Annotated in this window: 20 protein-coding genes; 11 read left to right on the top strand and 9 right to left on the bottom strand. The window is 70.7% G+C overall.

Annotation, left to right across the window (positions count from 1 at the left end; all coding sequences use genetic code 11):
• Positions 1-113 precede the first annotated feature (113 nt).
• The 3 genes from QM779_RS11985 (at position 114) to QM779_RS11975 (ending at position 2,540) form a co-directional block, all read left to right on the top strand.
• Positions 114-692, top strand: coding sequence for a metalloprotease (locus QM779_RS11985; protein ID WP_428535478.1), 579 nt, complete (start codon positions 114-116; stop codon positions 690-692).
• A gap of 87 nt (positions 693-779) precedes the next feature.
• Positions 780-1,832, top strand: a complete 1,053-nt coding sequence (locus tag QM779_RS11980; protein WP_428538423.1) for an NAD(P)-dependent alcohol dehydrogenase — start codon at positions 780-782, stop codon at positions 1,830-1,832.
• Positions 1,833-1,907: 75 nt separating this feature from the next.
• Entirely contained in the window at positions 1,908-2,540 is a 633-nt protein-coding gene (locus tag QM779_RS11975) for a sulfotransferase family 2 domain-containing protein (RefSeq protein WP_428535476.1), read from the top strand.
• 101 nt (positions 2,541-2,641) lie between these two features.
• On the opposite strand, the gene QM779_RS11970 is transcribed toward QM779_RS11975, so the two are convergent.
• From QM779_RS11970 to QM779_RS11950, 5 genes are all read right to left on the bottom strand, one after another.
• The gene (locus QM779_RS11970) at positions 2,642-4,870 is read right to left on the bottom strand and encodes a 6-phosphofructokinase (protein ID WP_428535474.1); all 2,229 of its coding nucleotides are present in this window, start codon (positions 4,868-4,870) and stop codon (positions 2,642-2,644) included.
• A 16-nt stretch (positions 4,871-4,886) separates the two neighbouring features.
• On the bottom strand, positions 4,887-5,651 hold the full coding sequence (locus QM779_RS11965; RefSeq protein ID WP_428535472.1) for a M15 family metallopeptidase: 765 nt from the start codon (positions 5,649-5,651) through the stop codon (positions 4,887-4,889).
• Positions 5,648-6,616: a hypothetical protein gene (locus QM779_RS11960; RefSeq protein ID WP_428535470.1), complete on the bottom strand. Its 969-nt coding sequence runs from the start codon at positions 6,614-6,616 to the stop codon at positions 5,648-5,650. The genes QM779_RS11965 and QM779_RS11960 overlap by 4 nt, the downstream gene beginning before the upstream one ends.
• 123 nt (positions 6,617-6,739) lie before the next feature.
• Complete coding sequence (locus tag QM779_RS11955; protein WP_428535468.1) at positions 6,740-7,651, bottom strand: DUF4031 domain-containing protein; 912 nt, start codon at positions 7,649-7,651, stop codon at positions 6,740-6,742.
• 41 nt (positions 7,652-7,692) lie between these two features.
• A complete protein-coding gene (locus QM779_RS11950; protein WP_428535466.1) occupies positions 7,693-8,160 on the bottom strand; it encodes a YbhB/YbcL family Raf kinase inhibitor-like protein in 468 nt (155 codons plus the stop codon).
• An 81-nt stretch (positions 8,161-8,241) separates the two neighbouring features.
• Between QM779_RS11950 and QM779_RS11945 the strand changes: the two genes are divergently transcribed.
• Positions 8,242-8,847 carry a hypothetical protein gene (locus QM779_RS11945; RefSeq protein ID WP_428535464.1) on the top strand — a complete coding sequence of 202 codons (606 nt, stop codon included), beginning with the start codon at positions 8,242-8,244 and terminating at the stop codon, positions 8,845-8,847.
• Between the two features lie 147 nt (positions 8,848-8,994).
• Here QM779_RS11945 and QM779_RS11940 read toward each other — a convergent pair whose 3' ends face one another.
• Positions 8,995-9,315 carry a hypothetical protein gene (locus QM779_RS11940; RefSeq protein ID WP_428535462.1) on the bottom strand — a complete coding sequence of 107 codons (321 nt, stop codon included), beginning with the start codon at positions 9,313-9,315 and terminating at the stop codon, positions 8,995-8,997.
• Between the two features lie 189 nt (positions 9,316-9,504).
• Between QM779_RS11940 and QM779_RS11935 the strand changes: the two genes are divergently transcribed.
• From QM779_RS11935 to QM779_RS11910, 6 genes are all read left to right on the top strand, one after another.
• Entirely contained in the window at positions 9,505-10,479 is a 975-nt protein-coding gene (locus QM779_RS11935) for a hypothetical protein (RefSeq protein WP_428535460.1), read from the top strand.
• A gap of 180 nt (positions 10,480-10,659) precedes the next feature.
• Entirely contained in the window at positions 10,660-12,462 is a 1,803-nt protein-coding gene (locus tag QM779_RS11930) for a CDP-glycerol glycerophosphotransferase family protein (protein ID WP_428535458.1), read from the top strand.
• A gap of 95 nt (positions 12,463-12,557) precedes the next feature.
• Positions 12,558-14,237, top strand: coding sequence for a glucose-6-phosphate isomerase (pgi, locus tag QM779_RS11925; protein ID WP_428535456.1), 1,680 nt, complete (start codon positions 12,558-12,560; stop codon positions 14,235-14,237).
• Between the two features lie 92 nt (positions 14,238-14,329).
• Positions 14,330-15,175, top strand: a complete 846-nt coding sequence (locus tag QM779_RS11920; RefSeq protein WP_428535454.1) for an ABC transporter permease — start codon at positions 14,330-14,332, stop codon at positions 15,173-15,175.
• Positions 15,168-16,013, top strand: a complete 846-nt coding sequence (locus QM779_RS11915) for an ABC transporter ATP-binding protein (protein WP_428535452.1) — start codon at positions 15,168-15,170, stop codon at positions 16,011-16,013. Before QM779_RS11920 ends, QM779_RS11915 begins: the two co-directional genes overlap by 8 nt.
• Positions 15,991-17,895, top strand: coding sequence for a CDP-glycerol glycerophosphotransferase family protein (locus tag QM779_RS11910; protein WP_428535450.1), 1,905 nt, complete (start codon positions 15,991-15,993; stop codon positions 17,893-17,895). Before QM779_RS11915 ends, QM779_RS11910 begins: the two co-directional genes overlap by 23 nt.
• 15 nt (positions 17,896-17,910) lie before the next feature.
• Here QM779_RS11910 and QM779_RS11905 read toward each other — a convergent pair whose 3' ends face one another.
• The 3 genes from QM779_RS11905 to QM779_RS11895 all read right to left on the bottom strand — a co-directional run bounded on the left by QM779_RS11905 (position 17,911) and on the right by QM779_RS11895 (position 23,514).
• Positions 17,911-20,325, bottom strand: a complete 2,415-nt coding sequence (locus tag QM779_RS11905; RefSeq protein WP_428535448.1) for a hypothetical protein — start codon at positions 20,323-20,325, stop codon at positions 17,911-17,913.
• An 82-nt stretch (positions 20,326-20,407) separates the two neighbouring features.
• Entirely contained in the window at positions 20,408-22,051 is a 1,644-nt protein-coding gene (locus QM779_RS11900) for a fibronectin type III domain-containing protein (RefSeq protein ID WP_428535446.1), read from the bottom strand.
• The gene (locus QM779_RS11895) at positions 22,048-23,514 is read right to left on the bottom strand and encodes a phospholipase D-like domain-containing protein (RefSeq protein ID WP_428535444.1); all 1,467 of its coding nucleotides are present in this window, start codon (positions 23,512-23,514) and stop codon (positions 22,048-22,050) included. The genes QM779_RS11900 and QM779_RS11895 overlap by 4 nt, the downstream gene beginning before the upstream one ends.
• A 185-nt stretch (positions 23,515-23,699) precedes the next feature.
• Here QM779_RS11895 and QM779_RS11890 point away from each other — a divergent pair, with 185 nt between their 5' ends.
• Positions 23,700-24,401 (top strand): copper resistance protein CopC, encoded by a 702-nt coding sequence (locus tag QM779_RS11890; protein WP_428535442.1) that lies wholly within the window; start codon positions 23,700-23,702, stop codon positions 24,399-24,401.
• Positions 24,402-24,404 lie beyond the last annotated feature (3 nt).

Genomic DNA, 24,404 nt, shown 5'->3' with positions numbered 1-24,404 from the left:
CGGCAGCGCGCGACTCGCGACGCGGTGAAATTGCCCGTGGACCGGTCCCCCTTTCGGGGGACAGGACGGGTATGGTGGGCCTCACCTGAGCGACACGCAGTGGAGGAGGCGAGGTGGACGAGCAACCCGGACGCGAGTTCGAGGTGGACGTCAAGCCCGGTTTTGCCGTCACGATGGCCCTGCTCGTGCTGGTGTTCGCGTGGTTCCACTTCGTGGCCACCCGGCGGTTCGGTGCGCCGGTGCCACTGGCGGAGTCGCTGAACTGGGGCGCGTCGGTGACCGTCCTCGTCCTGCTCGGGACCATGATCCACGAGCTGGGTCACGTCGCCGCCGGCCTCGCCGCCGGCCACCAGTGGACGAAGGCCGTCCTGAACGGCGCCGGCCTCGGCGTCGTCATCGAGCCCCGCCCCCGCGGCTGGGACCGCGTGCTGCGCAGCGCCGCCGGGCCGTTCGCGCACCTGCTCTTCGCGTTGCCGCTCCTCGCGGTCGCCTGGTTCAGCACCCCGGGAGGGGAGCTCACGGCCAGTGCCACCCAGACCTCGGTGTGGTGGGTCGGCGGCATCAGCAGCCTGTTCCTTGCCGTCCTGAACGCCCTGCCCGTCCCGGGTTTCGACGGGGCGAAGATCCTCGAGGGCGTCCGCGAGCTGTCCCCGCGGCGCACGGTGGTCGCCCGCCGCTTCGCCAAGACCTGACCGCTGACCGCGTCGGCCCGGGGCGGTCGGCGGGTACCTGCACCGGCTGGCACAATGCAGGTGTTCCCCGCAGACCAGGAGTTGCACATGCCCGAGGCGATCGCGTACGCCATCGACGGCCCCACCGGCCGTTTCTCCCGCACCACCATCCAGCGTCGTGAGCCCGGACCCACCGAGGTGTTGTTCGACATCGTCTACGCGGGCATCTGCCACTCCGACATCCACACCGCGCGAGGCGAGTGGGGCCCGGCAACCTACCCGCTGGTGCCCGGGCACGAACTGGCCGGTGTCGTCCGGGAGGTCGGGGCGGACGTGACGCGGTTCGCCGTCGGCGACCGCGTCGGCGTCGGCTGTTTCGTCGACTCCTGCGGCACCTGCGACCAGTGCCGGGCCGGTACCGAACAGTTCTGCGAGGGGCCGGGCGGCACCGTCTGGACGTACAACGCGACCGGGCGGGACGGCCTGCCGACCGCCGGCGGCTACTCGACCTGCATCACGGTCGAGCAGGACTACGTCTGCCGGATCCCGGACGGCATCGAGCTGGTCAACGCCGCGCCGCTGCTGTGCGCGGGCATCACGCTGTACTCCCCGCTCAAGCGCTGGGGCGCCGGCCCGGGCACGCGGGTCGCAATCGTCGGCATGGGCGGCCTGGGCCACATGGGCGTCCAACTCGCCGCGGCGATGGGTGCCGAGGTCGCGGTGATCAGCCAGACCCGCTCCAAGGAGGAGGACGGACGCCGGTTCGGGGCGTCCGAGTACTACGCGATCTCCGAGCCCGGGACGCTGCGCGGGCTGAGGGGCAGCTTCGACCTGGTCATCTCGACGGTCTCGGGCGACCAGGACCTCAACGCCCTGGTCCGCACCCTGAAGGTCGGTGGCGCGCTGGTGGACGTCGGGCTCCCCGAGCACCCCGTCGCACTCAACCTGTCCGGCCTCGCGGCCGGCAACCGGATCCTTGCCGGCTCGCAGATCGGCGGCATCGCCGAGACCCAGGAGATGCTCGAGTTCTGTGCGGAGCACGGCCTGGCCGCCCAGGTGGAGGTGATCGGCGGCGAGGACATCAACGCGGCGTACGACCGTGTCGTCGCCTCCGACGTGCGCTACCGGTTCGTGATCGACACCGCCACGTTCACGTCCTGACCGGCGGGGTGGGCCGCGTGTACGGTGGGTTGACGCCCGCAGCGGCGTCCACGACAGGACGGAGTTGAGGTCCAGATGCCGGTCTATCGCAGGGACGGACGGTCGGTCCTGTTCGTCCACATCCCCAAGACGGGCGGGACGTCCGTCGAGCAGCTGTTCAAGGCCAGCGGCTGGGAGGCGTCGTACTTCGATGCGCGGTACGGGGCGGGGACGCTGAACAACCTGCGCTGGTGCGGTCCCCAGCACATGCACGGGGCGGTGCTGAAGGACCTGTTCCGGATCGACCGCTTCGACCTCGTGTTCGCCGTCGTGCGGGAGCCGGTGGCGAGGTTCCGCTCCGAGTACGTGTGGCGCCACCGCAAGCTGGACGAGGCCGCCACCGACGCCGCGACGGTGTCACGGTGGCTCGCCAAGACCCTCGTGGCGTACCAGAAGAACCCCTACCTCTACGACAACCACCTCCGTCCGCAGCACGAGTTCCTGGTGCCGGGGACCAAGGTGCTGCGGCTCGAGGACGGGCTGGGCGCCGCCCTGCGCGACCTCAGCGACGCGCACGACCTGGGTCTGGACGGAGAGGTCGAGCGGTTCAAGGACAGCAGCGCCGGGCCGAGGAAGTCGGGCGACGTCGAGGTGTCGGCGGCGACGAGGGGCATGCTGCACCGCTTCTACAAGCGGGACTTCAGCACGTTCGGCTACCCGAAGCCCTGACGACCCGCACCACGATCTGGCGCAGAAGTGGAACCGTCCCCGATGACGCGCCGGCTGGCAACCGGGGACGGTTCTCCTTTCGCGCCAGAGCTCTCCGCCGGTCAGACGGCGGCGTCCGAGACCGCCTTCAGGACGGGGCGGAGCGCCAACCACCACTGTTCCTTGGGGCGCCGGTAGCGCAGGTCCATCTCGGCCATCATCTGGTCCATCGGGAACGCGGTGACCTTCGACTGGACCAGACCGAGGTAGAAGCTCTCGCTCGTCCCCGCGCCGAGCTGGCCGCTGATCAGGTCGAGGGCACGGGAGACCAGCCGGACGGCCAGCAGCCGGTCGAACGGCGTGGGGCAGCCGCCCTGCTGGACGTGGCCCAGCACGTTCTGCCGCACGTCGTAGAGGCCCTGGCCCTCCTGCTCCAGCAACCGGGCGAGGAAGTCGGTCGTGTACAGCGGGTTGGCCAGCTCGTTGCGCATCGCCAGGAACAGCTTGCGGCCGGACGCGAAGCTGTTCCGCAGCCACGTCAGGTCCTGCGACAGCGCGTCCAGGCTGATCCCCTCCTCGTGGAGGTACACCCGCTCGGCGCCGCCGGCGAGCGCGCCCATCAGCGTGAGGTAGCCGCAGTAGCGGCCCATCGTCTCCACCACGAACGCGCGTTTGGCCGCGCTGCCGGACATCTTGATCCGGTCGATCGCCTCGGTGATCACGTTCAGTGCGGTGTCGGTCCCGATCGCGAGCTCGGAGCCGGGGAGGTTGTTGTCGATGGACGCGGGCACGCACACGATCGGCAGCCCGCAGGCGGGGAACCGGTCGCGTTCGGAGTGCAGCAGCTCGGCGGCCTGGTAGCCGTTCCAGCCGCCGATCATCAGCAGGGCGTCGATGTGGTTGTCCTCGATCGTCCGGCTGATCCGGTACAACTCCTCCACGGTCGGTACCGTCCGCCGCACCCCGAGGTCCGCGCCGCCATCGGTCAGCCAGCCCTCGACGTCCTCCCACACCAGCTCGACGACGTGACCGTCCCGCAGCCCGGGGAACCCGTCGTGGATGCCCAGCATCGTGTGGCCACGGCTGATCCCGAGCCGGACGGCGTCGCGCGCGGCGGCGTTCATGCCGGGGGCGAGGCCGCCGGCGTGGATGACGGCGATCCGCCGGGACGTCTCCGGGGCGTCGATCCGGCTCGGCTCGACGAGCTCCTGGAGGATCCCGTAAGCCTCGACGAACGAGCCGCCCCGCTGGGCCATCGCCGCGTCGTAGTCACCGGACGCGATCAGCTCGGGCACCTTCCTGGTGGCGGCGACCGCCTCGACGAGCGGGACGCGGTGGACGCGGTTGCCGCGGAAGCCGAGCACAGGGCCGGGGACGTCGGCCGTGGCCCCGAGCACCTCGAGCACCGCCTCGTAGCCGAGCCAGGTCGACGCCCAGCGGTCGTAGGCGCTCGGCGCCCCGCCGCGCTGGACGTGGCCGAGGATCGTCACCCGCGCGTCCTCGTGCAGCTGGTCCTCGATCACCTGGCGCACGTAGGCGGACGTGATCGGGTTGCCGTCCCGGTCGCACGCGCCCTCGGCGACGACCACGAGGGAGTCCCGGCGTCCGGCGGCCCGGCCCCGGCGGAGGGCCGCGCACATGTGCTCCTCCCAGCCGGGCGCGGGCGGCTGCTCGGGCAGCAGCACGTAGTCGCAGCCGCCGGCGATCGCGCTCATCAGGGCGAGGTAGCCGCAGTGGCGTCCCATCACCTCGACGACGAAGCTGCGCTGGTGGCTGGCCGCGGTGCTGGCCAGGTCGTCGATCGCGTCGACGATGCGGTGCAGTGCGGTGTCGGCGCCGATCGTCATGTCGGTGCCGACCAGGTCGTTGTCGATCGAGCCGACCAGCCCCGCGAACAGCAGGCACGGGTGGGCGTCCGCCACCTCGCGGCTGAGGTCACCGGACGCGACCAGCTCGTCCAGCAGGTCGGGCCACTCGGCGCGGAACTGGTCCAGGCCGGACAGCGACCCGTCCCCGCCGATCACGATCAGCCGGTCGATCTCGTGCTCGAGCAGGTTCCGGGCGGCCCTGCGGCGTCCGTCACGCTCGCGGAAGTCCTTCGACCGGAACGTGCCGATCATCGTCCCGCCCTTGTGCAGGATGCTGCCGACGTCCTCCCACGCGAGCTCGCGGATGCCCGTCCCGCCGTCCACCATGCCCTGGTAGCCCTCGTAGATCGCGAAGACCTGGGCGCCGAGGCTCACGGCCGTGCGGACGACCGCGCGCACGGCCGCGTTCATGCCCTGCGCGTCGCCACCGCTGGTCAGGATGCCGATCCGCTTGCCCGTGCCGGGAGGGGTGTCGATGGTCATGCCGCCATTCTTGCGCTCACGCGAGGCCGAGGTACTCCTCGAGGGTCAGCTTGTTGTTGCCGAACTGCATGGCGTCCTTCTTGCCGATGTAGCGGTAGTGCCACGGTTCGTAGTGGTAGCCGGTGATCTTGGTCTTGCCGTTGGGGTAACGCAGGATGAAGCCGTACTCGTGGGCATGCGTGAAGAGCCACTTGCCGGTGGCGGTGTTGGCCATCGGGAGGCTCCACGTCACGCCGTCCCACAGGTCGACGGCGAGGCCGGTCTGGTGCTCGCTGGCGCCGGCGGGGGCGTAGAAGCTGATGTTCTGGGGGTAGTTCTTCAGCGCGCGCTGGTAGCTCGCGTTCTGGGTGGCCCAGTTGCGGTAGCCGCTGTGGACGCGGATCGTGACCCCGTCGGCCTTCGCCGCGGCCGTCATCCGCGTCAGCGCCTTCGCCGCCGCGGCTTCCAGGTGGTACGGCCCGGTGGGGTTCTTCGGCCCGTACGCGGCGGTGATCCGGTGCTTCTTGGACACCACGATGATCCCGTTCACCTCGAAGGGGGTCGCCAGCTGCTTGCCCTTGCGGGTGTCCTTCGGCGGCGCGGTGTCGGTCGGGGTCGGGGTGGCCGTCGGTGTCGGGGTGGCGGACGCGGTCGGCGGGACGGTGGGCGTGGCCGATGGCGTGGTGGCCGAGGCGGCCGGCTCCGGCGTGGACGTCAGGTCCGATGACGGCGAGACGGCGCAACCGGCGACACCGAGGGAGACGGCGACCGCAAGGCAGGCGAGGGTGTGCGCGACCCTCACGAGCTCTGCTGGGTCGACGTCCCGCCCGACGAGTCGGGGGTCTGGGACGCCTGGGAGCTGGACTCGGTCGAGCGGCTCGTGCCCGCGGACGACTTCACGCCCTCGACGTGCACCGCGTAGTCCGAGTTCTCCTTGCGGGCGGGCTCCGCCGGCTGCGGGTCGGTCTTGGTCGGTGTGTCCTGGCCCTGCCCCGAGGAGTCTTCCGTGGTGGCGGCGTCGTCGCCGGTCGCCTCCGCTGTCGTTCGCGCGGACGTCGAGGGACCAACGCTCGGGGTCGGCGACGCGGACGGCCGGGAACTTCCCGTGGGACGGGGCGACGGTGAGGCGGTCGCCGTCCCCGTGGGGGTGGCGGACGCTGTCGGCGATTCCGTGGCGGTGGCGGTGGTGGTGGGTGTCGCCGTGGTGGTGGGTGTCGCGGTGGTGGTCGGTGTCGCGGTGGTGGTCGGGGTGGCCGTGGTGGTGGGTGTCGCGGTGGTCGTCGGTGTCGCGGTGGTCGTCGGGGTGGCCGTGGTGGTCGGCGTTGCCGTGGTGGTGGGTGTCGCGCTCGTGGTCGGAGTGGCGCTCGTCGTCGGTGTCGCGCTCGTCGTCGGTGTCGCGCTCGTCGTCGGTGTCGCGCTCGTGGTCGGAGTGGCGCTCGTGGTCGGCGTGGCGCTCGTGGTCGGTGTCGCCGTGGCGGTGGGAGTCTCGGTGGGCGTGGGAGTCGCGGTGGGCGTCTCCAGCGGATCCGTGCTCGGCGTCTCGGTCGCGGTCGGGACGGTCACCGTCGGCTCGGACGTCGCGGTGGTGGTCGTCGTCGTGGTGGCGGTCGCCGTCGCGGTGACGGTGGCTGTCGCTGTGACGGTCGCGGTGGGCTCGGACGTGACGGTCGGAGTGACCGTGGTGGTCGGGATCGTCGGTGACGGCGAGGTGGGTGCGCTCGTCGGAACTGCGACGGTCGGCTGGACCTGGTCTCCGGTGGTGGTCAAGGGCACGCCAGATCGCGGTGGCGCCACAAGGGCGCCAGCGGCTACGCATGCCGCCGCGGCAAGCCAAATACTTGCCTTTGCCATCGCGTACCCCCCGCAAGCAGTGGCTAGTGCTCCTGAAAGCTACTGTACCCACTTCGACGTCGCAAAACGCAGCCATCTGCGACGTTCTGAGACAAGATTTCTGGCCGCCTGCCCGGCCCAGGCCTCCCGAGCCGCCGCGGAGGCGTACAGGGAGGGCCTCGCCAGGAGGGTGTCGAGCACCCTCAGGCGGCCGTTCGCGAAGTCCTGGTCGCTGTACTGCGGGTACTCCAGCCGCACGTCCCGCGCGTAGACGTGGTAGCGCCCGGGGAGCTGGCCGAGGATCGAGAGGTCGGCGTCGACCAGCTGGATGCCGGCCACGTCATCCGGGCTGGGGGAGTGGCCGGCCGTCAGCCGAACCAGCCGCGCCACCTCGTCTACCTCGTCGTGGGCAACCCCCGCGGCGGGCAGCACCTCCTCGGCCAACAGGGCGGACGCCTCCTCATCCGCCCCGGCCACGCCTTCGTACACCGCGTCGTGGAACCACGCGGCGAGCGCGACGGGACGGGCCGGGCCGCCACCGGAGAGCTGCCGCAGCGCACCGAGGACCTGCCACAGGTGGCGCACGTCGTGGTAGTGCCGCAGGGGTTCCTGCCAGCGCCGGAGCAGGTCCGCGCCGAGCTCGGACCGTCCGGGCAGCAGCCGGTCCCAGGCGGCGACCAGGCCGGGCAGGACCTCGGCACGCTTCGGCGTGCGCTGTCGTCTACGCACGCGCAATCCGGACGCGACCAGCCGGCGGACGAGTTCCGGGGACGGGACGGCGAGCGCGCCGGCGGCCACGAGCTCGTCGTGGCGCTCCTGAGGGACGTCGTAGTGGTCGTGGTCGAAGGCCCGCATCGGCAGGGCGAGCCGGTCGGCGAAGTCGAACAGCTCATCGAGGGAGGTGTCCGAGACGAGGTGGCAGAACAGCGTGCCGTGCGCGGGCCAGCGCGGCGCGTCGATCAGCAGCGCCACGGGCGGCGCTCCGGGACGGCGTGCGCGGACCCGGGCACGGCCTAGCTCGACGGGTTCTGGAACGTCGCGGTGAAGGCGCCCTGGTCGAGGACGTTGAAGCTGAGCGTGAGCCGCGCAACGGCGCTCGTCGCCTCGTCCGGTACGTCCAGGCGTTCCACGCCGACCGCGAACACCGTGAACACGTAGTGGTGGGCGGGGCCCGGCGGCGGCCACGGTCCTCCCCAGCCGGCATAGCCGTAGTCGTTGGGCCACGTGCGGGCGCCGGCGGGGAGGGGAGCGCCCTCGGCGAGCGAGGTCACGTCCGCGGGGATGTCCGTGACGACCCAGTGCCACCAGCCGCTGCCGGTGGGCGCGTCCGGGTCGAAACAGGTGAGGGCGTAGCTGAGGGCGCCGTCAGGCGCCCCCGTCCACGCCAGCCCCGGTGAGGTGTTGGCGCCGCCCACCCCGGGCTCGGCGTACTTCAGGTCGATGCCGGCGTCGGCCGCGATGCCGTCGCTGCTGATCTCCATGGTGACTCCTTCGCAGGCTCCGCGCCCAGCTAACCACGGGCGCCTCCACGTGTCATCGTCCCGATCGGGCAGGATGGGCGCGTGGCTCCTGAGTTGCCCGGGTTGGGCGTGCACAACGTGATCGTCGGCCTGCCCGACCTCGACGCGGACGAACTCGTCCCCGCGTGTGAGGTGCTGAGCCAGGAGGGTTTCAAGGTCTGGACGGTGTCGCCGGGGCAGGCCGCCCAGCTGCCCGGCTTGCTGCGGGTGTACCGCCGGCGCGCACGGATCGGCGTCCACGGCGTCACGACTCCCGACCAGGTGCGGGCCGCCGCGGACGCCGGCGCGTCCTTCGTGACGGCGAACTTCCTGCTGCCCGAGCTGGTCGGGGTGGTGCCCGAACTTCCGGTCGTGCTCGGCGGGATGACCCCGTCCGAGTTGCGCGCGGGGATGGACGCGGGCGCGGCCGCCGTCCAGCTGGTGCCGAGCGAGGCGTTCGGGACCAGCTACCTCCGGGTCCTGCCCTCGCTGCTCGCGCCGATCCCGGTGATCCAGGCCGGCCGGGTCGAGCGCTACCAGGCCGAGCTGTGGCTGGAGGCGGGTGGGCTGGGCGTGTTCCCGCGGGACATCCTCGGCCCTGAGGCCGTGCTCGGTGACAACCTCGACGATCTCCGGGTCACCCTGCAGCACTGGCGTCTCGGCGACTGAGGCCCCGTCCAGCTTGTGGTGGACGGTTCTGCCGTGAACTCGCGATGAAGCGTCCACCTTGTGGTGGACGCGGGGAGCGGGCGCGACACAGTGGACGGTTCTGCGGCGTACTCGCGCTGAAGCGTCCACCGTGTGGTGGACGGGAGCTCAGCGTGGCTTGCGGCGGACGAGGGCGCCGATGCCGAAGAACACCAGGACACAGGCGAGCAGGCCACCGCCACCGATGGCGGCGAGCTGCACCCAGCGGTCCCCCTCGTCGTCGACGGGACGCCGGGTCGGTGCAGGCGTCGGCGTGGGGGTCGGCGTGGGTGTCTTCTTCGCCTTCGGCGCCTTCTTCTTCGTGGCCTCCGGCAGGGGCTGGCGGCCGTACGCGAGCGCCGGCGCGGCGGTGAGGGGAGCCGTGGCCACGACGAGGCCCGCACCGAGCGCGACGGCGATGACGGTGAGCACCACCACAACTGACCTCATCGACCCCCCCGATCGCTCGCGACCCCGTTGGTGCTGCCGGACCAGCCGGCCCTCTGCCCTGCCGCCGGACACCCGCCCACCCAGTATCCAGCCAGCCGCCGCGCGCCGGGCGGATCGGGGCAAGGCTTGTCGTCTGAGAATCCTTAAGTTAACCTGAGAATCTACGTTCAGCGTCGACAGGACCGGTGTGTGATGTACCAGCCTCGACGGGTCGCAGACCCGATCGCGACGGCTGTGCCGACCCCACCCGCCGGTGTCGACCCCGTCGACCCCGGTCTGGCCGCGTTCCACCGCGCTCCACGTCGGGCCCGGCGGACGATGGCCGACCGGCTGCTCGCGCGGGGCGGGCTCGCCCTCGCCGTGGTGACCGCGTCCGCGACGGCCGGAGCGGTGGCGCTGGGGAGCGGGTTCCCTTCCGCGGAGGCGGTGGGAGCGAGTGCGGTGGCCGTCGCACCGGCCGCCGTCGCGATCGCCGACGACGCGTCCCTGGCAGCAGCACCGGCGCCGGCCAGCGGGATGACCGCGGACGAACTCGCCGCACCGGCGGCGAAGAAGGCCAAAGTGGCGGCGAAGGCGCTGGTGAGCGTGACCCCGATGTACGCCGCGGCAGCGGTGAACGTCCGCGAGTCGGCGTCCGAGAAGTCCGACCTGCTGGGCACCATCGCGCTGGCGGCGCGGGTGAGCGCGACCGCGACGATCGACGGCAAGTACCGTCAGGTCGAGTACTCCGACGGCTACGGGTGGGTGCTCGCGTCCCAGCTCACCGACGAGATGCCGATCGAGGCGGCCGGGACCACCTGGGACCCGTGCCCGCGCGGCTCGGCCGTCGAGAACAAGCTGCGCAAGGACACCATCCACATCTACCGGTCGGTGTGCCCGCTCTTCCCCGCGGTCAACTCCTACGGCGGCTGGCGGGCCGGCGGCATGCAGTTCCACAAGAACGGACGCGCGCTCGACATCATGCTCACGCCCCACGCGGAGACCGCCCTGGGCCACCGGATCGCGAACTACCTGATCGCCCACGCGAAGGTGTTCAACATCGACCACATCATCTTCGAGCAGCACATCTGGACGCCGAGCACCCCGCGGTGGCGCAAGATGGCCGACCGCGGCAGCATCACCGCCAACCACTTCGACCACGTGCACGTGGCCATCAAGGCCTGATCGCGCAGGACCCGGGCTGCGAAGCGGCACGCCAGGAACCGTCCCCATCGTGCCGCGACCGTGCGCCGGTCCGGACGCAGGGCGCTCCCGGCCGGTGGCCCCGGCGTCCGGGCCTGCGAACCGCTAGGGACGGTTCCTGTCGTGCCATGGCCGCAGCGGCGTCCGGGCTAGGCTGAGCGGGTGAAGCGCGGCGGTGGCATCCAGAGCCTCGGTCGTGCACCCGTCCCGGAATGGGAAGAGGTCGCCCGCGCCGCGTGGCCCGGACGCCTTCCCGCGGGCATCACCACCCTCGCCGGCCGCAGCCACCTCGTCGTCGTCGTGGCCGGCCTCGCCCTGCTCGTTCTCGCCGCGTGGCTGCGGCTGCCGTGGCTCGGGCTCGCTGCGTGGACGCTCGGCGCAGCGGGCGAGTGGCTGGCCACCCCCGCCGACACCGCCGTGGCACGCCTGCTCGACCTCGTCGGCTTCCGCGCCCAGCTGCGGGCGTTGCTGCGCAGCCTCGTGGCGGCGGCACTGGTGTTCGCCGCGTCCCCGGCGCCGTGGGCGGGCCTCGGCTACGTCAGCGCCGTGCTCGTCCTCCAGCTGGCGTGGACGGCCCAGCCCGTGGCGGCCACCTGGCTGTCCCGTTCGGCTCCGCCGCTGCGCTACGTCCCCGGCGCGGACGTACAGCCGCAGCCGTTCACGGCGCACGCCCGCGCCTACTCCCGTGCGGTCGGGACGCCCGGCGTCCTCGTCGCGGGGGAGTTCGTCGTCCTCGGCTCTGCCCTCGGTGCGTCGACAGGCGCGGTGCCGAACCCCGTCGCGCTCCTCCTCGCAGCCCTCGTGGCGCTCGGGGCGCTGGTCTGGCTGGTCTGGACCCTGGACGGGGTGCGCCGAACCCGCGGGAGGGCGAACGCATCGGCGGCAGAACTGTTGGCCACGCTCGCGGACGCCCGGCCGACGTTCCTCGTCTACGTGTCGCTGGCGGCACGGCAGTCGAGGTACATCGTCAACCAGTGGCTGCCCGCGCTGGACGCGCTGCCGCAGGACGGCGTCCTCGTCGTCCGGGAGGCGAGCCAGCTCGGCCCGCTGTCCCGCACCCGGCACCCCGTCGTCTACGCGCCCGGCCAGCGGGATGTCGAGCGGCTCCTCCTGCCCGGGATCCGCGCGGCCTTCTACCTCGCCTACGGCGAACGCAACGGGCAGCTCCTCCGGGAGCCCCGGCTCAGGCACGTCATGCTCCTGCACGGCGACTCCGACAAGGCGACCAGTGCCAACGGCATGGCTCGCGCGTTCGACGAGGTGTGGGTGGCCGGCCCCGCCGCCGTCCAGCGGTACCGGGCAGCCGGGGTCGACCTGCCCGAGGACCGGTTCGTGCAGATCGGACGACCCCAGGTCGCCGGGCTGCCGGTCGGGCCGAGCGGACGCACGCCGCCCGTGGTGCTCTACGCGCCCACCTTCGAGGGCTACTACGACCAGACCTCGCACAGTTCGCTCGACACGATGGGCGTCGACCTCGTCCGCCGCCTGCTGGCCGACGGCCGCACCCGGGTCTGGTTCCGTCCGCACCCGGCCAGTGGCGTGTCCCGTCCGGCCATGCTGGCCGCGATCGCGCAGATCGAGACGATGCTCCGCACCGCCACCGGGGGCCACGTCGTCGTGGCCGACCGCGGGCTCACTCTCCCGGAATGCCTCGCCGAGGCCGACCTCCTCGTCTCCGACATCTCCAGCGTCGCCACCGACTACCTGTTCACCGAGCGGCCCGTGATCACCTGCGATCCCGCCGGGCTGCCGAGCGCGGAGTTCGTCGCCGCCTACCCGACGCAGGCAGCGTCCTACCTGTTGCGGCCCGGCCTCGCGGACTTCGACACCGTGCTGGACGCAGCACTGGGCGCGGACCCGCTCCACGACGCCCGCGTGGCGATGAAGAAGTTCGTCCTCGGCGACCCGGCCGGGGGGCCCCAGGCCGCCTTCGCAGCGAGCGTCGCGCGGATCACCGCCGACTGACATCCGGCGGTGTGGGTTCCCCTGCCACCGGGGCCGCCGAGGCGGCGCTGCCCGCGGGGCGAGCGGTGCGGACGGGAATCACTAGGCTGGGCCCCATGAGCGAACTGGTTGATCCCACCACCACTCCCGCCTGGGAGCAGCTGACCGAACTCGCCGCGGCACTGGAGCCGGACCTGCGTGGCTGGTTCGCCGAGGACGCCGACCGCGCGGACCGATTCAGCTTCACCGCCGCCGACCTCTTCGTCGACCTGTCGAAGAACCTGGTCGACGACGAGATCCTCGCCGCGCTCGTCGCACTCGGCGAGCAGGTGGGCCTCGAGGCGCGCAGGGACGCCATGTACGCCGGCGAGCGGATCAACGTCACCGAGAACCGGTCGGTCCTGCACACCGCGCTGCGCCGTCCGAAGGGCGACAGCCTCGTCGTGGACGGGGTGGATGTGGTCGCCCAGGTGCACGAGGTGCTGGAGAAGATCTACGCGTTCGCCCACCGCGTCCGCAGCGGGGAGTGGAAGGGCGTCACCGGTCAGCCGATCAGGACCGTGGTGAACATCGGCATCGGTGGCTCCGACCTCGGCCCGGTGATGGTCTACGAGGCGCTGAAGCCGTACGTGCAGCCCGGCCTGGAGTGCCGCTTCGTGTCCAACATCGACCCCACCGACGTGTTCGAGAAGACCCGCGGCCTGGACCCCGCGACCACGCTGTTCATCGTCGCGTCCAAGACCTTCACCACGCTCGAGACGCTCACCAACGCACGGATGGCCCGCGACTGGATGCTCGCCGCGCTGCGGGAGGCCGGAGCGATCGACGACTCCGACGCGCAGGCCACGGACGCGATCGCCCACCACTTCGTCGCCGTCTCCACCGCCCTGGACAAGGTCGCGGCCTTCGGCATCGACCCGGAGAACGCGTTCGGCTTCTGGGACTGGGTCGGCGGCCGCTACTCCGTGGACTCCGCGGTCGGCACGTCGCTGGCCGTCGCGCTCGGGCCGGACAACTTCGCCGACTTCCTCGCCGGCTTCCACGCGATCGACACCCATTTCGCCGAGGCCCCGCTGGAGCGCAATGTCCCTGCCCTGATGGGCCTGCTCAACGTCTGGTACGTGAACTTCCTCAAGGCGTCCAGCCACGCCGTGCTGCCCTACGCGCAGTACCTGCACCGGTTCGCCGCCTACCTGCAGCAGCTCACGATGGAGTCCAACGGCAAGGGCGTCCGGCTGGACGGGTCGGAGGTCGTCACCGAGACCGGCGAGATCTTCTGGGGCGAGCCGGGCACCAACGGCCAGCACGCGTTCTACCAGCTAATCCACCAGGGCACCCAGCTGATCCCCGCGGACTTCATCGCGGTCGCCACCCCCGCCCACCCGATCACCGACGGGGACGCGGACGTGCACGAGCTGTTCCTGTCGAACTTCTTCGCCCAGACCAAGGCGCTCGCCTTCGGCAAGACCGCCGACGAGGTGCGCGCGGAGGGCACGAGGGAGGAGATCGTGCCGGCGCGGGTGTTCACCGGCAACCGTCCGACCACCTCGATCATGGCGCCCGCGCTGACCCCGTCCGTGGTGGGCCAGCTGATCGCGCTGTACGAGCACATCACGTTCACCGAGGGCACGGTCTGGGGCATCAACAGCTTCGACCAGTGGGGCGTCGAACTGGGCAAGCAGCTCGCCCTCCAGATCGCCCCGGCCGTCGCGGGGGACGCGGAGGCGCTCGCCGCGCAGGACGCGTCCACCCGCGCCCTCGTCGGCTACTACCTGGCACACCGGGACCGTGGCTGAGCCCGCGTGGGCTCGGGACGCGGCCCGGGTCCGGTAGAATCGGCGAGTCCGCGGGCCGGTCCGGCCACAGATCTACGGGATGGCAGGAGCGCATGAGTCTGGCCGAGGTGGCCGCCGAGCACGGTCTGCACCGTGTGGGCGCACGACCCCGATTCGGGCACTACCTGCGGGAGGCCTGGACCCGGCGGGACTTCGTCATCGCGATGGCCCAGTACCGGCTGCGGGCCGATCTGGAGGGCAATCGCCTCGGCGTGCTGTGGCTGGTGCTCCAGCCCGCGCTGAACGCGGCGATCTACGGGGCGATCTTCGGCCTGCTGCAGGGCAACGCGCGCGGCGCGGACTTCCCTGCGCACGTCGTCATCGGCGTGTTCCTGTGGCAGTTCTTCGCCAAGTGCCTGACGAACGGCGCCAAGTCGATCACCGGCAACCAGGCGCTCGTCCAGTCGCTCGCCTTCCCACGGATCACCCTTCCGATCAGCGAGGTGATCGAGCAGTTCCTCTCGCTGATGCCCTCGATGCTGCTGCTGGTCGTGATCCTGCCGTTCTTCGGCCACTGGCCGACCTGGAGCTGGCTGCTGATGATCCCGCTGCTGGTCCTGTACTCGCTGTTCAACACCGGCATCGCGCTGATCGCCGCGCGCCTGACCGTCCACGTCCGCGACCTCACCCAGCTGCTGCCGTTCATCTCGCGGATCCTCTTCTACACCTCGGGGGTGTTGTTCAACGTCGACAACATCTTCAAGGCGCACCCGCTCGTGGTGCGGCTCTACGACTTCCACCCGCTGTACCAGGTGCTCCAGATGGCCCGGTCGAGCCTGATGGGCGGCCACGACTACAACCCGTTCTACTGGCTGTACTTCTCGGTCTGGGCGGTCGTCGTCCTGGTCTTCGGGCTGCTGTTCTTCTGGGTCGCGGAGGAGAGGTACGGACGTGACTGAGCCGATCGAGGCAGCCACGACCCCGCCGCCGTTCCAGGCCGACGCCGCCGGGCGGCGTCCGGTCGTCGTGGTGGACGGGCTGCACGTCAAGTACCGGGTCTACGCCAGCGGGAAGGCGATCAAGAACAAGCGCCGCCGGGGGGTGCTGCGGGCCACCGGACGCGGCGTCCGGGTCGTCCACGCCCTCAAGGGCGTCAGCTTCGTGGCCTACGAGAACGAGTCGATCGGTGTGATCGGCTCGAACGGCTCGGGCAAGTCCACGCTGATGCGGGCGATCACGGGTCTCACCCCGCCTGACTCGGGCGCGGTGTACGCGTCGTCGCGGCCCAACCTGCTCGGCGTGGGGGCCGCGCTGATCCCGGACCTCTCCGGCGAGCGGAACATCGTGCTGGGTGGTCTGGCGCTCGGCCTGACCCGCAAGGAGGTCGAGGAACTCCGCGACCCGATCGTCGAGTTCGCCGAGCTCCAGGACTTCATCGACCTGCCGATGCGGACGTACTCGTCCGGCATGCAGGCGCGGCTGAAGTTCGCCATCGCCACGATCAAGCACCACGAGATCCTGATCGTCGACGAGGCGCTGTCGGTCGGCGACCGGCGGTTCCGCCAGCGCAGCGAGGACCGGATCCGGGAGATCAGGGACAACGCGGGCACCGTCTTCCTCGTGTCGCACTCGATGACGTCGATCCGGGACACCTGCTCGCGCACGATCTGGCTCGACAAGGGCCAGCTCGTGATGGACGGGGCGACCGACGAGGTCGTGGCCGCCTACGAGGCGTCCCGCAGCGGCGGAGGAACGAACCCGAGGAGGAGGCCAGGTGAGCGACGAGGAAAGCCCTGACAACGAGTCCGAGGACCCGAAGGCTGTCGATGCCGCGCAGATCGTGCGGATGCCCCAGCACTTCGACTTCGCGCGCGCCGTCCTCGGTACCCCCCAGAACCCGGCCTGGCTCGGCTGGCTCGACCGGCTGCTGGCGTCCCACTACCTCGCCGTCACGGCCGTCCTGTGGGGCCTGCTCGCGCTCGACGTCCTCCTCGGCTGGGTGGAGGTCGGCGCCGTCGTCTTCGTGCTGGCCGTCCTGATCGACTGGCTGGCGTCCCGGACGTGTGTCAGGGACACGCTGCTGCTCCGCCGGCTCGCGGTCCCACCGCACGTCCGGCAGCTCATCCGCGGGGTGCTCCTGATCAGCCTGCTGGTCCGCGGGGAGATCACCAACCTCGCTGTGGCGGTCGCCGCGGTCGTGCTGGCGCTGCAACTGGCGCAGCAGGTGCTCTGGGTGGGCACGGCCTGGCTGAGCAGTCGCCAGCCCGCGCTCGCGTTCCGGACGGACGGCTCACCGCAGCCGGAGGCCAGCGTCGCGTTCGCCACCGCCTACCGGTTCTCCTCCTGGCAGCACTCGATCACGGTGGCGGCGGAGGTCCTGATCGGCGTCTGGGCCGGCCTGGCGTTCGGCAGGGACTGGGCGCTGTGGCTGAACTTCCTGATCGCCGCCGTCACGATCGGCGTCCTCGGAGCACTCGCAGTGCGCTACGCGCTCACGCTGCGCCGGCTGGGATCGGACGCATCGGTCGAACGCATCCAGGCGGACGTGACCGCAGAGCTGGACGCGAACGCGCCCGAGGCGCTCGTGTACATGTCGGCCGACGCGGGGCAGTCGCAGTACATCCTCAACCAGTGGGTGCCGGCGATCGAGGCACTGCACCAGAAGTCCTTCATCATGGTCAGGGAGGCGAGCCACCTCGCGCCGATCGCACCGACGCCGATCCCGGTCGTCTACGCGCCGAAGACCCGCCACGTCGAGGAACTCACCCGCCCGTCCACCCGGGTCGCCTACTACCTCGCGAACGCGGGCAAGAACGTGCACCTGCTGCGCGAGGCCAGCATCCGTCACGTCTTCCTCAACCACGGCGACTCCGACAAGTCGACGTCGGCGAACCCGGTGTCGCGGGTGTACGACGGCGTCTGGGTCGCGGGACAGGCCGCGATCGACCGCTACGAGGCGGCGGGTATCCACATGCCGGCCAGCCAGTACGCGATCATCGGCCGACCGCAGGTCGAGGGGCTCCACGTCGGTCCGGTCGCGGGCGAGCACCGCCCGACGATCCTGTACGCCCCCACCTTCGAGGGCTACTACGAGGAGTCCAACTACTCCTCGCTCGAGCGGATGGGTCCGCAGATGATCCGGCGAATCCTCGAACTCGTGCCGGACGTCCGGATCGTGTTCAAGCCGCACCCGGCGAGCGGGGTGCAGCGCCCCGGCATGGCGCAGGCGAGGGTCGAGATCGTCGAGATGCTGGCTGCGGCGAACGCCGGCCACCTCTACGTGGGTCCCGAGGCGAGCATCACGCTGTACGAGTGCTTCGACATGGCGGACGCCCTGGTCTCGGACATCTCGAGCGTGGTGACCGACTTCCTGTACACCGAGCGGCCGCTGATCACGTCCAACCCGCGCGAGCTCGACCGGGACACCTACTTCCGGACGTTTCCCACCCAGCGGGCGAGCTACATCCTCGAGCAGGACCTGTCCAACCTCTCCGAGGTCCTCACCGATGCGCTCGGCGAGGACAGCCTGAAGGCAGAGCGGCTGACCATGAAGCACTACGTGCTCGGCGACCTGCCCGCGGGGCCGACGGCCGCCTTCGTGGCCGAGGGCGACCGGATCACGCTCGAGTCCGCCGCGCACGCCGCGTCCATCAAGAACGAGTTCCGCGTCAAGTCCTGACGCCGTCGTCCGCGCTCAGCCCGCGTGGTCGTCGAACACGTCGGACCACCCGAGCTGGGCGATCCGGAACCCGTTGACGATCGCTGCGGACGGATCCGGCGTCTCCAGCGCGATGCTGGTCACGACATCGGGCGGCAGCGGCCGGCTGCGGCCGGCCAGCACGATGTTCAGGGCCTCCGACCACGAGGCACCGTAGGTCTCGACCAGGTCCCTCGCCCATCGCCGCCACCCGGCCTGCTCCAGCCGGGGCAGGGAGACCAGGGCGCCCTTGGTGTCGAAGGACTGTGCGCCGTGCCCGCTCAGCCGGTGTGCGCCGGCGAGGAAGGTGAGGGCTGCCGGCCAGTCCTGTGCCTGTCGTGCGCTCACCCTCCGCAGCAGGGAGGACACGTCGCCGCGGTTGCGGCGGAGGTCGGGACGCGCGAGGACCGCGTCCTCCCCGAAGGCCTCGCCCAGGAGCCCGGACAGGTCACGCGTGACCCTCGCGTAGCGGGAGAGGAGGAGTGCCCGCTCGACGCCCGCTGCCGACAGTCCGGCCAGCACCGACGCCATCAGCAGGTCGTGGCCGCCGCCCGTCGATCCACCTCCGGCGTCCCCCGGGACGCAGAACGTGCCATCCGGGCCACCGGCCGCTCCGGCTCCGACCAGCACCACCGGCACTCCCGGCGCGAAGCGCGCCAGGGCGGCGACCAGCCGGGGCACGTTGCGTGCCGGTGACACGGCGTCGATGACGATCACGTACTCCGCCGTCGGCAGGCCGGTGACGGGCAGGTCGAGGGGTGCCTCGGCCCACCGGTGGGCGGCGAGGGAGCGGGCCGACGCCGCCACGCGGTCGGCGCACAGCGCCCGCCAGTGGCGGTACACCGCCTCCTCCGCCGCGCCGGTGCCCAGCAGGTCGAGCACCGAGCCGAGCAGGGCCAGGATGTCCTGCCGGATCGCGTCGTACGCGTCGTCCTCGATGTCGATCAGCCCACCGAACCGCGGGTCGCTGGGGTTGTCGGGCTGGAAGTCGACCGTGCAGCCGACCGAGCGGGCGGGCAGGTAGGAGTGCAGCCGGCGGGTCACGACGGTGGCGTACTCCTCGTGGTAGCGACCCACCCACTGCCTGGCGAGGGAGAGGTTCTCCACGAGGCTGTGGCGACGCACCGCAGGGATGGCCTGGGCGAGGTTGGTCGCCCCCTCGGGGCACGCGCGGGCGTCCACGTAGAGGGTTCCCGCACGCTGGTCGGGCGTGCTCCGCGCGAAGACGGTGTCGACCGTCGTGGTGATGCAGCCGGAGAAGAACGCGGGGACGTCCGCGGCGGTCAGGAGCGCCACCGTCTGCCAGTCCCGACACCCGACCGGGCCGTACCGGCGCAGGTAGGCGATCGCGTCCGCGGTGAGCGCCTCGGGCTTGTTGAGGTGGAAGCTGACGAACAGCGGGCGCACCGCGGGGTGGAACGGCAGGTTGAACCCGCCGACGAAGGTGGGGTGCAGGTACCAGCCGAAGGCGAGGGCCCAGGTCGGAGCGGGGAGGTCCTGGTACACCGACCCGTCGCGGTGCAGCTCGACGAGCTGGACGACCGCAGGCTCAGCGGGAACCCGTCGTTCCGGCTTCACGCAGGGCCGCAGGCTCTCCACGAACCCGACGAGGTCCGGGTCCCCGACGAACTCGAGGTGGTCCCTGCGCACGAGGTGGCCGAGGCTCGCCAGGGTCTGGATGAAGTCACCGACGTTGCTGGAGCAGTAGTCGGGTTGCTGGTAGTTCAGGACGCCGAACCGGAAGGTGGCCTCCTCGACGTCCACGGGACGGGTGTGGGAGCCTCCGGGCAGCCACCCGGCGAGCTGCTCGCACGCGGCAACCTGGCCGGAGGTCAGGCCGCCGAACCGCCCCTGCTGCGCGGCGGCGAGGAGGGTGGCGGCGAGGTCGGTGCACCCCACGGAGAACGCGTTCTGCGCGATCCCGAGCACCGCCTCCGGAGCCGGGTGGGTGGCGGCGGGAGCGGTGAGCAGGAGTCGCGCCCGTTCGGCGGCGACCGCTGCGTCCGTCGCGAAGCCGGCGGCGAAGTACTCGGGGCTCGCTGCGGCGACCACCTCGAGGTCGGTGATCCCGGCGAACCGTTGCCAGGCCTGCGCAGGTCCGGACGCGTGCAGGTGACCCAGCCCGAGGACGACGTCCCCGAGGGATCGGGTCCGGGAGTCCCTCCTCAGCGCGTACCCCAGCACGAGGACGTCACTGGCGCGGTCGGCGGCGAGCAACTCCCGCGCCGTACCCGTGGCCGCCGCCGCGGGGCCCTCCCCGGAGGCGAGCCGAAGCCGGTACTCCTCCAGGACGGCCGGGGCCGAGGACCGGAGCGGTCGCACGGGCCGGCCGGTGGCCCGACGGAACAGGCGGCCCAGACGTGCCCGCGACCGTGCCCACACCGTGGTGTCCCGTTGCCGGGGTGCGGCCATGGGGGGTCTCTCCTCAGGCGGTTGGTCGAACGCAAAGGGGCCCCGAACAGTCTGCACTGTTCGGGGCCCCCTGTCGCCGGGTTCAGCTGAACGCGATCGTGGTGACGCTGTTCGTCGAGCCGGCCGCGCCGGTGCTGAAGGATCCGCTGGCGGACTTCGGGCTGTAGGTGTCGGTCGAGGGGTCGGCCCGGATGTAGTAGTCGTGGTTCGGCACCAACCCGGTCAGGGTGTACGTGCCGTCCGACCCGGTCTGGCCCATCGACTGCACCTCGCGCACCGTGTCCGTCCAGGCGTCGCGGGCGGAGACGTAGACGTCCCGGACCGCGGTGCCCTTCGAGTTGGTGACCTTGCCGGTCAGCGACGCACCCGCACCGACGGTCGCACCGGGGGCGACGGTCGGGGTGTTGCCGATGTTGACGGTGATCCCGGTCGCCAGCTTGGCCTCGTTGAGCGTGTAGGTCTGGCCGGACCCGTTCAGGAACACCGAGTAGTAGTTGCCCGACCCCACGTAGATGATCTGGACGAAGTACTTGCCGGGGCGGAGTTCCAGCTTGTACGCGCCCCCGCTGCTCACGGCGACCTGCTGGTTGACCTCGCCGTCGCTCGCCGCGTAGGCCACCGCGACGTAGTCGGAGAGGACGCTCCCGCTGACGCCGCTCACCGTCCCGGAGATGAACCCCTTCGGGGAGCGGGTCTTGGCCATGATGTAGTCGCTCCGGTCGGAGTCGGCCGTCGTGACACCGTTCACCACCGCGAACATCCGGACCCGCACGTAGTAGTTCGTGTTGGAGTCCAGGCCGGTGATCGTGCCCGACGAACCGGTCAGGTTGGTGGACGTCACGCAGTCGGCCTTCATGATCTGGTCCTCGCAGGCCGTCACCTTGAACACGTCCCTGCTGGAGCTGTAGCCGCTCGGCGTCGTCCAGGAGAGCGTCAGGCTCTGGTGGTCGCGGTCGGTCATGGCGAGGCCGGTCGGCGCGTCGGCGACCGAGATGGACGAGCCGTCACCGAGGGTCACGGTGGAGGCGTTGGTCGTGCCCGTCGCGGACGCGGACGAGTACCCGCTCATCCGGACGCCGGGGACCGTGTCGTACCCCGAGATGAGGAGTCGGTTCGCGATCGTGAACTTGTACTTCGTGCCGGGGGTGAGGCCGGTGAAGGTGGTCGAGCCGTCGTAGCCGATCTGGTACTTGTACGTCTTCGTCGTGTAGTTGTACGCCCGCATCACGTAGCCGGGCGACCCCGTCACGGTCCGCCAGGTGATCTCCGCCGTGGTCTTGCCGACGTTCGCGACGTGCACCTCCACCGGGGCGTAGTACGCGTAGGACGACGTCTTCACCTTGTCCGACGAACTGAGCTCACCGGTCGACGTCCCCGTGCTCTTCGCCTCGCTCCACGGCTGCACCCACACGTAGTAGTAGGTCTTGGTGGTCATGCCCGAGGCCGACAGCGTGGCCGAGGTCCCGGTGACGTAGGTCGAGTAGGACGCCTTGGAGGAGCTCGAGCTGGTGCCCCACGTCACCTTGTAGGCGACCGGGGTGCCCCCGCTGGGAGCCTTCCAGGTGACGGTCAGGCCGTTGGAGCCCGAGATCGCCTTGGCGTCGACGCTGGTGGGCTTGCCGAAGGCGGCCTCGGCGGTGGTGGCGGGGACGATCACGCCGAAGGCCACCACGAGGACGCCGAGGAGGGCGACAGCGGCCCTGCGCAGGGAACGGTGCGTGGTCACTTGCATGCCTTGCTCCCCTGGTTGAGTTCGTTCCAGCCGGCCTGGTACACGCCGATCGCTCTCCTGATGTCCTCGGACGTACTGTCGTCCGCTCGTCGGGAGTCCATCGTGATCACGTGCTCCTCGCTGTACCTCAGGCCTGAGGTGGTCATGTTGGCGGTGCCGAACATGGCGCGTCCCGCATTGCTGGTGGACGGGGTGATCAGGATCATCTTGGTGTGGATCGGGATCTTGGTGCACTTGACCATCGAGCTCGCGCCACCCTTCTTCAGGATGGACAGGGCCTTCTTGGAGATGGTGGTCGCGCCGCCGCTCTGGGAGAGCAGCACCTTCACGTCGCACCCGCGGCTCTTCAGGCTGACCATCGTCTTGACGAAGTTCTCCGCCCTGGTCACCGTCAGTCGGTACATCGCGACCCGGATCTTGGAGTCCACGATGCAGTCGACGTCGTCGAACTGCGAGGAGTAGTAGTCGTTGATCACCTCGCCGCTCGTGTCGTAGACCGGCTGCGGGCTGTAGGAGACCGTGGTGCCGCGGCCGCTGTCGGTGTAGTGCCGGTACATCAGGTCGACCCAGATCCCGCGCTGCTTCTTCATCGTCACGCCGTCGTTGGTCGTGCTGACGAACTTCCCGCCCTTGCAGTTGTTGATGTAGTCGGTGCTGGTCCGCGAGCCGGAGCAGGTCTTCATGTTGGCGTACCGGTCGGCGAAGTTGCGGTACAGCAGCACGTCGTCGTAGATCAGCGTGGCTTCCTGCCAGTAGGTGCGCACCTGGCTGCGGGCGAACTGGCCCGAGGACGAGAACACCGCCGGGTGGGTCGTGGTGTCGTCGTTCGCCCAGATGGTGTCCGACATCGTGACGAACTTCTCGTGGTTGATGGCGTAGGGGAAGACGCTGCTCTTGTTGGTGTTGAAGCAGCCGTTGTAGCACCAGTAGATCTTGGCGATCCCGGTGTCGACCAGGCGCTTGACGATGTTCGACTTCGCCGACGCCGGGGTGATGCTGCCGCCGTCGAGCACCATCCCGATCGTCACGTTCCGCTTGGAGTGCACGTAGTCCATCGCCCGCCAGATGATCTCCGCGTCCGACTCCGGCCGGGCGGTCGTACCGATCGCGCGGATGAAGTACATCCCGATCATGATCTTGGAGTTCGCCTTCGCCCCGCAGATGATCTGCGCGAGCTTGTTGGCGTAGCTCCACGGGCTCTGGTCGTTCGCGTCCAGGTAGCCGCGGTACTCCATGTCATCGGTGTTGAACCACGCCTCGACGGCGCGGGGCTCCGAGGTCAGCGTGGGGCAGGACCCGAGGTCCTCGGGGACCGCCTTCGCCTCGCTGGTCGTCGGGTCGATCGTGAAGTCGATCGCCATCGCCGGCGCTGCCGCCAACGACATGACCAGGGCAGCCGTGCCCAGAACGGCCAGGGTGCGCTGGCGCCAGGTCGATTTTGTTGCCGATTGCGGCATCCATCCCCCTGCGGGTCGAGCAACGTCCCGACCCTGGGGCGGGGTGGCGTGGCGGGGCCGGGACGCGTGCGTTATCAGGATTTCTTCAGCCAATATAACCCAGCATTCTGTGGCACCGGACCGTTCCATGGGCCGGGGGTACGCTGGAGAGAGTCCCCCACCGACCGAACCAGAGAGGCAGCGAGATGTTCTGGAGGCGACTCGTCGCGACGGTCGGACTGACGATGGTGGCGCTCGGCGCCGCCGCCACACCTGCCCTGGCCGTCGAGGACCCCTACCTGATCCTGAGCTCTCCGCAACGCCACGCGCAGACCGATCTGATGCCCGGCTGGGTGACCCTGGTGTTCAAGACGAACTCCAGCGCGAAGGTGGCGAAGGTCCTCGTGCTGGACAGCGACGGCAAGAACGTCACCCAGGGCGGCCTGATCGTCGAGGGCACCAACGTCACCAGCCAACTGGAGTTCGACCTGCCGAAGGGCACCTACACGGTGATGTACCGGACGGTCGGCTCGGACGGCGCCCCGCGCGGCGGCGCCTACCAATTCGCCTACGGCAAGGGCAACTGGACGACCCTCGAGAACGAGGTCTGGGTCGGCGAGGCCGAGCAGCCGCCGGTGATGGCCAACCCGGACCCGAACGCGACGACACCGGCGACCGACGAACCGACGGCTTCCGCGTCGGCCACGCCGACCGCGACGGAGTCGGCGTCGGCGACCGGGACGGCCTCGGCCGAGCCCACCGGGGTGGCGACAGGGACAGCCGGTCCGCAGCCCGGCGCGGAGGGTGCGGGCAACGGCCTGTGGCTGGGTCTCGGCGCTGTCGTCCTCGTCGCTGCCGCGGGGACCGGGGGCTGGCTGTGGTGGAGGTCGCGGCGCTCGGCGGAGTGAGGC

Source organism: Propionicimonas sp. (assembly GCF_049840635.1).
Classification (GTDB): Bacteria; Actinomycetota; Actinomycetes; order Propionibacteriales; family Propionibacteriaceae; genus Propionicimonas.
The sequence above is the reverse complement of the archived record's forward strand: the minus strand, read 5'-3'. Positions and strand labels throughout refer to the sequence as shown.

Coding starts and splice junctions, on each gene's coding strand:
- QM779_RS11980 (WP_428538423.1), top strand. CDS start 780: ATGCCCGAGGCGATCGCGTACGCCATCGACGGCCCCACCGGCCGTTTC.
- QM779_RS11975 (WP_428535476.1), top strand. CDS start 1,908: ATGCCGGTCTATCGCAGGGACGGACGGTCGGTCCTGTTCGTCCACATC.
- QM779_RS11970 (WP_428535474.1), bottom strand. CDS start 4,870: ATGACCATCGACACCCCTCCCGGCACGGGCAAGCGGATCGGCATCCTG.
- QM779_RS11950 (WP_428535466.1), bottom strand. CDS start 8,160: ATGGAGATCAGCAGCGACGGCATCGCGGCCGACGCCGGCATCGACCTG.
- QM779_RS11940 (WP_428535462.1), bottom strand. CDS start 9,315: ATGAGGTCAGTTGTGGTGGTGCTCACCGTCATCGCCGTCGCGCTCGGT.
- pgi (WP_428535456.1), top strand. CDS start 12,558: ATGAGCGAACTGGTTGATCCCACCACCACTCCCGCCTGGGAGCAGCTG.
- QM779_RS11920 (WP_428535454.1), top strand. CDS start 14,330: ATGAGTCTGGCCGAGGTGGCCGCCGAGCACGGTCTGCACCGTGTGGGC.
- QM779_RS11905 (WP_428535448.1), bottom strand. CDS start 20,325: ATGGCCGCACCCCGGCAACGGGACACCACGGTGTGGGCACGGTCGCGG.
- QM779_RS11895 (WP_428535444.1), bottom strand. CDS start 23,514: ATGCCGCAATCGGCAACAAAATCGACCTGGCGCCAGCGCACCCTGGCC.
- QM779_RS11890 (WP_428535442.1), top strand. CDS start 23,700: ATGTTCTGGAGGCGACTCGTCGCGACGGTCGGACTGACGATGGTGGCG.